At 60.2% G+C, this 11,893-nt stretch carries 11 protein-coding genes, 1 pseudogene and 1 riboswitch; of the genes and pseudogenes, 9 read left to right on the top strand and 3 right to left on the bottom strand.

Annotated elements, in window-relative coordinates:
* Positions 1 to 96, top strand: a pseudogene (locus CKW14_RS22240) (IS110 family transposase); the annotation flags it as partial.
* A gap of 49 nt (positions 97 to 145) precedes the next feature.
* Here the strand turns inward: CKW14_RS22240 and CKW14_RS22235 are convergent.
* A complete protein-coding gene (locus CKW14_RS22235) occupies positions 146 to 478 on the bottom strand; it encodes a multidrug efflux SMR transporter (protein ID WP_016985677.1) in 333 nt (110 codons plus the stop codon).
* 110 nt (positions 479 to 588) lie between these two features.
* Between CKW14_RS22235 and CKW14_RS22230 the strand changes: the two genes are divergently transcribed.
* Positions 589 to 1,485, top strand: a complete 897-nt coding sequence (locus tag CKW14_RS22230; protein ID WP_095126153.1) for a LysR family transcriptional regulator — start codon at positions 589 to 591, stop codon at positions 1,483 to 1,485.
* Between the two features lie 11 nt (positions 1,486 to 1,496).
* Complete coding sequence (gene waaA / locus CKW14_RS22225) at positions 1,497 to 2,771, top strand: lipid IV(A) 3-deoxy-D-manno-octulosonic acid transferase (protein WP_095126150.1); 1,275 nt, start codon at positions 1,497 to 1,499, stop codon at positions 2,769 to 2,771.
* A gap of 91 nt (positions 2,772 to 2,862) precedes the next feature.
* Here the strand turns inward: waaA and CKW14_RS22220 are convergent, their stop codons facing one another.
* Positions 2,863 to 4,296, bottom strand: a complete 1,434-nt coding sequence (locus CKW14_RS22220) for a TolC family outer membrane protein (RefSeq protein ID WP_093430148.1) — start codon at positions 4,294 to 4,296, stop codon at positions 2,863 to 2,865.
* A 206-nt stretch (positions 4,297 to 4,502) separates the two neighbouring features.
* Positions 4,503 to 4,608: riboswitch (TPP riboswitch) on the top strand.
* A gap of 146 nt (positions 4,609 to 4,754) precedes the next feature.
* On the opposite strand from CKW14_RS22220, the gene thiC reads away from it, so the two are divergent.
* Positions 4,755 to 6,647 (top strand): phosphomethylpyrimidine synthase ThiC, encoded by a 1,893-nt coding sequence (thiC, locus tag CKW14_RS22215; protein WP_095126149.1) that lies wholly within the window; start codon positions 4,755 to 4,757, stop codon positions 6,645 to 6,647.
* A gap of 130 nt (positions 6,648 to 6,777) precedes the next feature.
* On the top strand, positions 6,778 to 8,070 hold the full coding sequence (gene cytX, locus CKW14_RS22210; RefSeq protein WP_016985682.1) for a putative hydroxymethylpyrimidine transporter CytX: 1,293 nt from the start codon (positions 6,778 to 6,780) through the stop codon (positions 8,068 to 8,070).
* On the opposite strand, the gene CKW14_RS22205 is transcribed toward cytX, so the two are convergent.
* The gene (locus CKW14_RS22205) at positions 8,039 to 8,785 is read right to left on the bottom strand and encodes an RsiV family protein (protein WP_095047275.1); all 747 of its coding nucleotides are present in this window, start codon (positions 8,783 to 8,785) and stop codon (positions 8,039 to 8,041) included. The genes cytX and CKW14_RS22205 overlap by 32 nt on opposite strands.
* A gap of 228 nt (positions 8,786 to 9,013) precedes the next feature.
* Between CKW14_RS22205 and CKW14_RS22200 the strand changes: the two genes are divergently transcribed.
* The 4 genes from CKW14_RS22200 (at position 9,014) to CKW14_RS22185 (ending at position 11,886) form a co-directional block, all read left to right on the top strand.
* A complete protein-coding gene (locus CKW14_RS22200; protein ID WP_093430152.1) occupies positions 9,014 to 9,631 on the top strand; it encodes an NUDIX domain-containing protein in 618 nt (205 codons plus the stop codon).
* Positions 9,622 to 10,074, top strand: coding sequence for a DUF1249 domain-containing protein (locus CKW14_RS22195; protein ID WP_034151669.1), 453 nt, complete (start codon positions 9,622 to 9,624; stop codon positions 10,072 to 10,074). Before CKW14_RS22200 ends, CKW14_RS22195 begins: the two co-directional genes overlap by 10 nt.
* 99 nt (positions 10,075 to 10,173) lie before the next feature.
* Positions 10,174 to 10,989 carry a 3',5'-cyclic-AMP phosphodiesterase gene (gene cpdA / locus CKW14_RS22190; RefSeq protein WP_095126148.1) on the top strand — a complete coding sequence of 272 codons (816 nt, stop codon included), beginning with the start codon at positions 10,174 to 10,176 and terminating at the stop codon, positions 10,987 to 10,989.
* 288 nt (positions 10,990 to 11,277) lie between these two features.
* The gene (locus CKW14_RS22185; RefSeq protein ID WP_095047277.1) at positions 11,278 to 11,886 is read left to right on the top strand and encodes a YqiA/YcfP family alpha/beta fold hydrolase; all 609 of its coding nucleotides are present in this window, start codon (positions 11,278 to 11,280) and stop codon (positions 11,884 to 11,886) included.
* Positions 11,887 to 11,893 lie beyond the last annotated feature (7 nt).

Below are 11,893 nucleotides of genomic sequence, written 5' to 3'. Positions count from 1 at the left end.
ACCACGCAGGCGTTGGTGATGCTGGCTCGCAAACTTGCTCGGGTGGTATTCGCCTTGCTGAAAGGGCAAAGCGAATACCAGACAAAAGTCAGTTGAGGGCTTCCCCTCAACCATAGAATCTCCCACAGGGGATTGTGTCTGGCAGTTAATGGCCGGCAGTCTTGGAGAACAGCTGAATCACGACGACGCCCAGCACGATCAACGCCATCCCGAGCATCGCCGGGATATCCAGTTTTTGCCCGTAGATGAACAGCGCCGCCACGCTGACCATCACAATGCCCATGCCGGCCCAGACCGCGTAGGCCACGCCAACCGGAACGGTACGAACCACCAGCGTCAGCATCCAGAACGCGATCGCGTAGCCGACGATGACCAGCACCAATGGCAGTGGCGTGCTGAAACCTTTGACCGCTTTCATCGACACGGTGGCGATCACTTCGGCGCAGATGGCAATGGCCAGGTAGGCGTAGGCGTTCATGGTTCAAATCCTCAATGTGAAACGTTGCTTGCTGAGGCGGCATTCTAGTGATTCGCCAGATGGGGTAAAGTCATTACCTATCTGTTACAGAGATGGGTTGGTTAATCAGCATGCAGTGGAATCTGGATCAACTGCGGGTGTTTGTCGACGTCGCCGAACACCGTTCGTTTTCCGCCGTGGCGCGCCAGCAGCGTAAAGCGCAGTCGGCGATCAGCAGCGCGATTGCCATGCTCGAAGATGACTTGGGCGTCAGCCTGTTCGAGCGTAGCAGCGGCCGTCAGCCAACGCTCACCGAGGCGGGCGAAGCGCTGTTGGAAGAGGCACGTGAAGTCCTGCGTCAATGCGAGCGCCTAAACGGTCGGGCGATGGCGATGCTGCGCGGCCAGGAAGCACAACTGCGCGTGGCGCAGGATGAGGCGATGCCCTATCAGGCGCTGGTGGAAAGTTTCGGTGAACTGGCCGAGCAGTTCCCTAGCCTGGAAGTGCAATTGACCAGCGCCGCGCAAGGCGAAGTCGCGCGCAAGCTGGTCGAGCGTCGTGCCGACCTCGGCCTGTTGTTCTATCACGATGAAATCCCCGAAGCACTGGAACGCCGCGTACTGGGCAGTGTGGAAATGGTCACGGTCTGCGGCATCAATCATCCGCTGGCGAAGCAGTCTTACGTGACCTGCCAGCAACTGGCGCAGCACCGGCAATTGTTGATGTCGACGCAAACCAGTGTCTATCCCGGCAACGAGCCGGCCAGCCCGCAGGTATGGCGCGCCGACAGTTTTTACGTGATGTCCGAATGGCTGGTGCGCGACCTCGGCTGGGCCTGGTTGCCCCGGCATGTGGTGCAGTACTCCGCGTATCAGGGCTTGATGGTCGAACTCGACAGCGAATGGACCCTGCCGGCACTGGTGGTGGAACTGGTCTGGCGCCGCGACGAACCGCTCGGCCCGGCCGCGCGCTGGCTGGCCGAACGTTTTGCCGTGCACTTGCGGGCGATCGGCGACAAAAGTCGATAAACTCCGCCGCCATGAATAGAACTCTCTACACCGCGCTGTTTTACCTGGGGCTGCCATTGGTGGCGATTCGGCTATGGCTGCGTGCGCGCAAGGCGCCGGCGTATGCCAGGCGGATTGGCGAACGTTTCTCCTACGGCATGCCGACGCTGCAACCCGGCGGCATCTGGGTGCACGCGGTGTCGGTGGGCGAAAGCATTGCTGCGGCGCCGATGATCCGCGCCTTGCTACAACGTTATCCACAACTGCCGATCACCGTGACCTGCATGACCCCGACCGGTTCGGAGCGGATTCAGGCGCTGTTCGCCAATGAGCCGCGCATCCAGCATTGTTATCTGCCGTACGACTTGCCGTGTGCGGCGGCGCGCTTTCTTGATCGCGTTCAGCCCAAGCTCGCGGTGATCATGGAAACCGAGCTGTGGCCCAATCACATTCATCAGTGCGCCAAGCGCGGAATTGCGGTGGCATTGGCCAATGGACGCTTGTCCGAGCGTTCCGCCAAAGGGTATGGCCGCTTCGGCAAACTGACCGCGCCGATGCTCGCCGAAATGAGTTTGTTCGCCGTGCAGACCGAAGCCGAAGCCCAGCGCTTCCGCGATCTCGGTGCGCGCCCGGAAACCGTTGAGGTCACCGGCTCGATCAAGTTCGACCTGACCATCGATCCGCAACTGCTGCAACGTGCAGCTGACTTGCGTGGCCAGTGGCAGGCGCTGGAGCGTCCGGTGTGGATTGCCGCCAGCACCCATGAAGGCGAGGACGAAGTGATCCTCGACGCCCATCGCCGCTTGCTGACCAATCACCCGGATGCGTTGCTGATTCTGGTGCCGCGTCACCCGGAACGTTTCAACTCGGTGTTCGAACTGTGCCAGCGCGAAGGCTTTACCACGGTGCGGCGTTCGACCGGCTCAAATGTCGATGCGCAGACGAGCGTGCTGCTCGGCGACACCATGGGCGAGTTGCTGTTTCTCTATGCCTTGGCGGACAGCGCGTTTGTCGGTGGCAGCCTGGTGGCCAATGGTGGGCACAATCTGCTGGAGCCGGCAGCCTTGGCCAAACCGGTGATCAGCGGCCCGCACCTGTTCAACTTCCTCGACATCGCCGCGCAATTGCGCGAAGCCGGAGCGTTGGCCGAGGTCGATGATGCCGAAGGGCTGGCGGTGGAAGTGCAGCGCCTGTTTGAGCTGCCGCGTGATGCGCAGCGTATGGCCGACGCCGGGCTGGCGGTGATGCGCCGCAATCAGGGCGCGTTGCAGCGTTTGCTGGATGGTTTGGGCCGACTGATCAAGTAAAGCAAAAAAGATCGCAGCCTTCGGCTGCTCCTAAATTGGAATACGTTTCCTGTAGGAGCTGCCGAAGGCTGCGATCTTTTGTTTTTAAGGCTTAAGGCCGGGCCTTCAGCTGTGCTTCGGCCGCCTTGGCCAGATCCGGTGGGAGGAAATCCTTGTCCGGGTTATAGTCGGCTTTCAGATAACGCCGCAGATCTTCCAGATCCCCCGGATTCAACGTTCCCGCCGCCTGCTTCAAGCGCAGGTTGTCGAGGATGTAGTCATAACGCGTGTTGTTGTAGTTGCGCACCGAGGTGTACAGCTGGCGCTGCGCATCGAGCACGTCGACGATGTTGCGCGTACCGACCTGATAACCGATTTCCGTGGCTTCCACTGCGCTCTGGTTGGAGATGATCGACTGGCGACGCGCCTGCACTTGCTCGACGTCGGTGTTCACCGCGCGATGCAGGTTGCGGGTGTTCTCGACGATTTGCCGGCGCAGGGATTCGCGCTGTTGTTCGCTCTGATTCAGTTGCTCATACGACTGGCGCACTTGCGAGCTGGTCAGTCCGCCGCTGTAGATCGGGATGTTCAATTGCAGGCCGACCGTGCTCTGTTCGACGTTGTCGCGATACGGCACACCGAAAGCGTTCGGGTTGGAAAAGCCGAGGGCGTCGTTGTCACCCTTTTCGTATTTGGCCACGGCATCGAGGGTCGGCAAGTGGCCGGCCTTGCGCTGCTTGAGGGTCTGCTCGGCGGAGCTGACGGCGAAGTTGCTCGCCAGCAGATTGAGGTTCTGTTTCGCCGCAGTATCGACCCACGCCTTGGCGTCGTTCGGCGCCGGCGGCAGGATCGGCAACGTGTGGACGATGCCCTGAATCGAGTTGTACTGGCGGTTGGTCAGGGTGATCAGCGCTTCGAAGGCATCATCGACCTGACGCTGGGCAACGATGCGGTTGGCCCGTGCGGTGTCGTAGCTGGCTTGCGATTGCAGCACGTCGGTCTTATCCGACAGGCCGACATCGAAGCGTTCGTTGGACTGGTCGAGCTGGCGCTTGAACGCGGCTTCTTCAGCCTTGGTCGAGGCGAGGTTGTCCTGGCTGCGCAGCACGTTGAAATAGCTTTCGGCCGATTGCAGGATCAGGTTCTGTTCGGTCGCCGAGAGTTGCAGTGCGGCTTGTTCGTTGACGTCCTTGGCCGCTTGGTACTGGAACCAGCGATCAGCGCGGAACAACGGCTGGGCCAGAGTTGCTTGGTAGGAGTGAGCGCTGCGGTTGGCAGTGGCCGAGGGCTGATCGATTGAGGTCCGCACATTGGCCACTTCGGCACCGCCCGACAGGTTCGGCAGCAGGCCGGCGCGGGCCTGTGGCACCACTTCTTTCTGTGCGCCGTACTGCGCGCGGGCGGCGGCCAGATCGGCGTTGTTGTCGACCGCCTCCTGATAGACGCTGACCAGATCGGTTTTGGTCGACAAGGGCGCTTCTGCTGCCCAGGCCATTGCGTTGGACGCACAAGACACGGCAAGAGCCAGTGAGAGTTTGCGCAGCATGAGGCGATCCCTAGCATTAATATTATGGAAGTAATCCGGGCGCCAAAGGTAAGGCGCAGGCCCCACAGCGTCAAGGCGTGGCGGGGCAAAGCGAGTGTAGTTGCGCATTTGCCTCACAACAATCGGCCAAGCCCCTGTATTTATGCCATTCATCATGGTGTTTGCTGCGGTGTTGGCGTTCTTTGCCGGTTGTGTCTAGACTGGCCGGGTTCTTGTCGGGGTGCCTTGCTATGAGGCTGAGATCGAATAATTTCGGATCCCGTTGAACCTGATCAGGTTAGCGCCTGCGTAGGGAACAAGATTTCTCGTCACCCGGCGAGTCCTCTTGTGCTTCGTCCGGGAAATTGTTCGACAATCGAACGCTCGACGACGATGCACAGCACCGGTCCTGGTGCGTCCGTGCCTTTCAGGTTCTGCTCCGACAATCCACTGCCTGGATGCTGTCTGGAGAGCCCGTGATGACGACTAAAAAATCAAAAAACGCGATCAACCTGAGTGACTCGGCCAAGGTCGACGAGCAATCGGTCAAGCCGTTCACCCGTTCGCAAAAAGTCTACGTTCAGGGCTCGCGCCCGGACATCCTCGTGCCGATGCGCGAAATCACCCTCGATGTGACCCCGACCGACTTCGGCGGCGAAATCAACGCGCCGGTTACCGTTTACGATACCTCGGGGCCCTACACCGATCCGAACGTGGTGATCGACGTCCGCAAAGGCCTGGCCGATGTGCGTTCGGCGTGGATCGACGACCGTGGCGACACTGAGCGTCTGGCCGGCCTGAGTTCCAACTTCGGTCGCGAGCGCCTCGCCGATCCTGAATTGACCAAGCTGCGCTTTGCCCACGTCAACAACCCGCGCCGCGCCAAGGCCGGGGCCAACGTCACGCAAATGCACTACGCGCGTCAGGGCATCATCACGCCCGAGATGGAATTCGTCGCCATCCGCGAAAACATGAAACTTGAAGTGGCCCGCGCCGCCGGCCTGCTGGATCAGCAACACCCGGGTCACAGCTTCGGCGCCAGCGTGCCGAAAATCATCACCCCGGAATTTGTCCGTGAAGAGATCGCCCGTGGCCGCGCAATCATTCCGGCCAACATCAACCACACCGAACTGGAACCGATGATCATCGGCCGTAACTTCCTGGTGAAGATCAACGGCAACATCGGCAACAGTGCCTTGGGTTCGTCCATCGAAGAAGAAGTGGCGAAACTGACCTGGGGTATTCGCTGGGGCGCGGACAACATCATGGACTTGTCCACCGGCAAACACATTCACGAAACCCGCGAGTGGATCATCCGCAACTCGCCGGTGCCGATCGGCACGGTGCCGATCTATCAGGCGCTGGAAAAAGTCGGTGGCGCGGCCGAAGACCTGACCTGGGAGCTGTTCCGCGACACGCTGATCGAGCAGGCCGAGCAGGGCGTCGACTACTTCACCATTCACGCCGGTGTGTTGCTGCGCTACGTGCCGCTGACCGCCAAACGCGTGACCGGTATCGTTTCCCGTGGTGGTTCGATCATGGCCAAGTGGTGCCTGGCGCATCACAAGGAAAACTTCGCCTACACGCATTTCGAAGAAATCTGCGAAATCATGAAAGCCTATGACGTCAGCTTCTCGCTGGGCGATGGCTTGCGTCCGGGTTCGATTGCCGACGCCAACGATGCCGCGCAATTCGGCGAACTGGAAACCCTCGGCGAACTGACCAAGATCGCCTGGAAGCACGACGTGCAAACCATGATCGAAGGCCCGGGCCACGTGCCGATGCAGTTGATCAAAGAGAACATGGACAAGCAGTTGGAGTGCTGCGACGAGGCGCCGTTCTACACCCTCGGCCCACTGACCACCGACATTGCGCCGGGCTACGACCACATCACCTCGGGTATCGGTGCGGCAATGATCGGCTGGTTCGGTTGCGCCATGCTCTGCTACGTGACGCCTAAGGAACACCTGGGCTTGCCGAACAAGGATGACGTGAAGACCGGGATCATCACCTACAAGATCGCCGCCCACGCAGCGGACTTGGCCAAAGGACACCCGGGCGCACAGATTCGCGACAACGCCTTGAGCAAGGCGCGTTTCGAATTCCGTTGGGAAGACCAGTTCAACCTCGGTCTGGATCCGGACACCGCGCGTTCGTATCACGATGAAACCCTGCCGAAGGATTCGGCCAAGGTCGCGCATTTCTGTTCGATGTGCGGGCCGAAATTCTGCTCAATGAAGATCACTCAGGAAGTCCGCGAATACGCGGCCAACCAGCGGATCGACGCGGTCGACGTGGACATCGCCCAAGGCTTGGCGGAACAGGCCGAGCGGTTCAAGAAGGAAGGCAGTCAGCTGTACAAAAAGGTTTGACCCCGTACTGATCGTTCCCACGCTCCGCGTGGGAATGCAACCCGTGACGCTCCGCGTCCCTAGAGGCATTCCCACGCAGAGCGTGGGAACGATCACAACACAACAAAAATGTCCCTCTGAGATAACACCCTTGAGCATTCAACCCAGCACCTATTCTCCCGACCTCGCCGTACCCGCCGACAAGCGTGTATTCGGCGGTCGCGATCTGTTTTCCCTGTGGTTCTCCCTCGGCATCGGCCTGATGGTTTTGCAGACCGGCGCATTGCTCGCGCCAGGTCTGGGTCTGTCCGGTTCGTTGCTGGCGATTTTCCTCGGCACGTTGGTCGGCGTACTGTTGCTGGCCGCCGTCGGCGTGATCGGCAGCGACACCGGCCTGTCGTCGATGGCCGCGCTGAAACTCAGCCTCGGCAGCAAGGGCGCGAGCCTGCCGGCGCTGCTGAATTTGTTGCAACTGATCGGTTGGGGCTCGTTCGAAATCATCGTCATGCGCGACGCCGCCAGTCTGCTCGGCACCCGCGCGTTCAGCGAAGGTTCGTTGTGGTCGAACCCGCTGTTGTGGACACTGTTTTTCGGTGCGTTGGCGACGTTACTCGCGGTCAGCGGCCCGCTGACTTTCGTACGGCAGATTCTGCGTAAGTGGGGCATCTGGCTGCTGCTCGCCGCGTGCCTCTGGCTGACCTGGAACCTGTTCGCCAAAGCCGATCTGGCCGATCTCTGGTCGCGTGCCGGTGACGGTTCGATGCCATTCGCCGTGGGCTTCGACATTGCTATCGCGATGCCGCTGTCGTGGCTGCCGCTGATCGCCGATTACTCGCGTTTCGGCAAGCGCGCGAAGAATGTGTTCGGTGGCACTGCGGTCGGTTTCTTCATCGGTAACTTCTGGCTGATGAGCCTTGGCGTCGCCTACACCCTGGCCTTTGCGCCAAGCGGTGAAGTCAACGCGCTGTTGCTGGCTCTTGCTGGCGCCGGTCTGGGCATTCCGCTGCTGCTGATTCTGCTCGATGAGTCGGAAAACGCCTTTGCCGACATTCACTCTGCTGCGGTATCGAGCGGGATTCTGTTGCGCCTGAAAGTCGAACATCTGGCCTTGGCCATCGGCGTGATCTGCACGCTGATCGCATTGCTGGCGCCGTTGGCGCAATACCAGAACTTCCTGCTACTGATCGGTTCGGTGTTTGCGCCGCTGTTTGGCGTGGTGCTGGTGGATCACTTCATCCTGCGCAAGCGCAGTGCTCAGGTCGCGTCAGCCGCGTTGCGCTGGCCGGCGTTGTTGGCGTGGCTGGGTGGCGTGAGCACCTACCACTTGCTGGCGAATCTGTATCCGGATGTCGGCGCAACCCTGCCGGCGCTGGTGCTGGCAGGGCTGTTGCAACTCGTGCTGGGCCGGGCCTTCAGTTACGGCCGGGAAACAGCTCGGGCTTGAGAATGCCGTTCAGACGCGGGTAAGGAATCTTCAGTTCGACGTGGCCCAGTGCGTAAGGCGCGATGGTGGTCACGTCGTATTTGAGGATCACGCCACCATAGGTCAGCGCCACGTTCGGGGTTTTCACGAACGGCCAGTTCGCCACGAACTCCGGCTCCTGATCGAGCTTGGTGCTGATCAACCAGCTGTTGTGCGCGACTTGCGCCGCTTTCCAGAATGCCTCTTCCTGACCCGGCATCAACATGTCGGACAGGTTCAGCACCTTGTGCTGCTGACGCGAATAGTTGATGAAACCCCGACCCGGTGTGCCATGCGCACCGCCAGTGTCGAGGTAGCTCGACACCTCGATGATCACCAAGCCGTCATGCTGCTCGCGTACTTTCGCTTGCAGGTAGCTGCTGTTGCGCGGCCCGGCATTGGCCAGAAACTGATCGCGGTAGACCGCCAGGGTTGGCGCCACCGGGGCGTTTTTCTCGGTGCGGGTCATTTGCAGCAGGCGTTTTTCGATAATGCCGTCCAGCGCAGGTTCGGCCGGGAAGCGCAGGGTGTCGATGTTCACCAGCGGGCAATCCGGGTTGGAACAGCCCGGTTTCAGTTGTTCCGAAGCATCGCGGGTGGTTTCCAGCGGCGTACGGTAATTGGGCTGGAACAGGCTGGCGCACGCGCCCAGAGTCAGGGCGATGGCGGCCACGGAGGCAATTTTGAAAAGCGACATGGGCGTCCTTTCGAAAGCAGGGGAAGGCAAAAAGATATCCGCTTCGACTCTCGCAGAAGCAGTCAGTTCGCCACTAAGCTAATTAGAGTGGGTTTCGCCTCCACCGTCCATCCCGCTGACGGTAAAGGGGCTGCATCAAACCGTTCGGGCGCGTTAGGATGGCGCGAAGTCGAGGTTGCCAGTCACCAACTGCAACCTCGTAATGGATCTGCAGTAAAGAGGATGCTCATGACTGATTTTGCCAACGCCATTCCGACCACCGTCGACGTCGTGCGACGCGAGCGCTGCTACGAGGGTTTTTACAAACTCGATCGTTTGCACCTGCGCCATGAATTGTTCGCCGGTGGCATGAGCCGCGAGATCAACCGTGAAGTGTTTGTGCGTCACGATGCGGTGTGCATGTTGCCCTACGATCCACAGCGCGACGAAGTAGTGTTGATCGAGCAGTTCCGCGTCGGCGCCATGGGCAAGACCGACAATCCGTGGCTGGTCGAACTGGTCGCTGGTCTGATCGACAAGGATGAACAACCGGAAGAAGTTGCTCACCGCGAGGCGCAGGAGGAAGCTGGGCTGGACATAAAGGCCCTGTGGCCGATGACCAAGTATTTCCCGTCGCCGGGCGGCAGTAACGAGTTTGTGCATTTGTATCTGGGGCGTTGCAGCACCGAAGGCGTTGGCGGCCTGCATGGCCTGGAAGAAGAGGCAGAAGATATCCGCGTCACGGTCTGGGCTTTCGAAGATGCCTTGCAGGCCGTCCGTGACGGTCGCATTGCCAACGCGGCGAGCATCATCGCCTTGCAATGGCTGGCGCTGAACCGCGCCGAAGTGAGGGGGTTATGGTCGTAAACAAGCTGCGCGATCGTTATCGAGTCGACCTCGTGGGGCTGCAAGCCGCCTGCGAGGCCAACTACGCGCGCCTGATGCGACTGGTCCCGGACATGCGCAACGAACCCGAGGCGCGGCGCATCGCCGTCACTCAGGGCGAGCAGATGCTCGGCGTATTGGCCCTCGAAGTGCTACAAACCTGCCCCTACACCACCACTTTGCAGGTGCGTCAGGAACACAGCCTGCCATGGCTGCCGGTGCCGCAGCTCGAAGTGCAGGTCTATCACGACGCACGCATGGCCGAAGTGGTCAGCGCCGAACATGCACGACGCTTTCGCGGCATCTATCCTTACCCGAACGCGGCGATGCATCAGCCGGATGAAAAGGCTCAGCTCAATCTGTTCCTGGGGGAATGGCTGAGTCACTGTCTGGCGTTGGGGCATGAGTACGAAGTCGTACGCTAGTTGTGAACTGCGTCCGGTTCGGCGGTTTCCTCTTTCACTGATCCCCCAGCATAATTGCGGCACTTGATCGATTCCGTGCTTTTGCCTTGGGAGAGCGCCTTGCCGAGCGTATCCACGTTGACCTCCGCCGATACGGCGCTGCTGGTGCAGTTGTCCGACAGCCATCTGTTTGCTGAAACGGACGGCACGCTGCTGGGCATGAACACCCGTGAAAGCCTGCAAAAGGTCATCGAGTTGGTGCTGGAACAACAGCCGCAGATCGATCTGATCCTGGCCACCGGTGATATCTCGCAAGACGGCACGCTGGAGTCGTACCAGCAGTTTCGCCAGATAAGCGCCCAAATCACTGCCCCGGCGCGCTGGATTCCCGGTAATCATGATGAGCCGATGATCATGGCCAAGGCCGCAGTGCAGAGTGCCTTGCTGGAATCGGTGGTCGATATCGGTAACTGGCGGGTGACTTTGCTGGATTCGGCGGTGCCGGGTTCGGTGCCGGGGTTTCTGCAGGACGATCAATTGCAACTGCTGGTCCGCTCGCTGAGCGAAGCGCCGGAGCGCCATCATCTGGTGTGCTTCCACCATCATCCGGTGTCGATTGGTTGTGCGTGGATGGAGCCGATCGGTTTGCGCAATCCCGAGGCATTTTTCGAAGTGCTGGATCGTTTTCCGCAGGTTCGTGCGGTGCTGTGGGGGCATGTGCATCAGGAGATTGACCGTGAGCGCAATGGCGTGCGGTTGATGGCTTCGCCTTCGACGTGCATTCAGTTTGAGCCGGGGAGTGTGGACTTTAAGGTGGGTGAGCAGGCGCCGGGGTATCGCTGGTTGCGGTTGTTGCCGGATGGGCGGTTGGAAACCGGGGTTGAACGTGTCACCGGTTTCGCCTTCACTGTCGATTACGGCTCCAACGGCTATTGAGCGACAAATCAAAACCCTCACCCCAGCCCTCTCCCGGAGGGAGAGGGAGCCGACCGAGGTGTCTGGCGTCATCCATCGACCTGAAAGAATGTGTCGATTATGGATTCGCTGAAGCTCGCTCAAGTCGGTGTAGCACTTGAATATCCCCCAATCAGTCCCCTCTCCCTTTGGGAGAGGGCTAGGGTGAGGGCAGCTCCTGCTGAATGACCAATTTCTCGAAACCACCCCCAATCCGCTCTTCTCTCCCTGTAAACTCCGCAAACCCAAACCGACACTCAGGGAGCTCAAATGTCCGGTTCGATCCTCTATATCCACGGTTTCAACAGCGCCCCGGCCTCGAAAAAGGCCTGTCAGCTGGTAACGGTGATGGAGCAACTGGGTTTGAGCGACAAACTGCGTGTCCCGGCCCTGCATCACCACCCGCGTGAAGCCATCGGTCAGTTGGAACAAGCGATTGCCGAACTGGGCAGCCCGCTGCTGGTGGGAAGCTCACTCGGCGGCTACTATGCGACTCACTTGGCCGAGCGCCATGGCCTGAAAGCCCTGCTGGTCAACCCTGCGGTCAGCCCGCACCGGATGTTCGACGGCTATCTGGGCCCGCAGAAAAACCTGTATACCGATGAAACCTGGGAATTGACCCACGACCACGTCACAGCCCTGGCCGAACTGGAAGTGCCGGCGCCGCAGGATGCGCAGCGTTATCAGGTGTGGTTGCAGACCGGCGATGAAACACTGGACTATCGCCTCGCCCAGCAGTATTACCGCGCCTGCGCCTTGCGTATTCAGGCCGGCGGCGACCACAGTTTTCAGGGTTTCGCCGGGCAATTACCGGCGTTGCTGAGTTTTGCCGGCATTGGCGCCGATTTGTATCAGGCCATCGATTTCTCCGCATTGTGAGCTGTGG

Origin of the sequence: Pseudomonas sp. Irchel s3a12 (assembly GCF_900187485.1) — a bacterium.
Classification (GTDB): domain Bacteria; phylum Pseudomonadota; class Gammaproteobacteria; order Pseudomonadales; family Pseudomonadaceae; genus Aquipseudomonas; species Aquipseudomonas neuropathica.
Note: the sequence above shows the minus strand (reverse complement) of the source record. Positions and strands in the feature narration are given on the sequence as shown.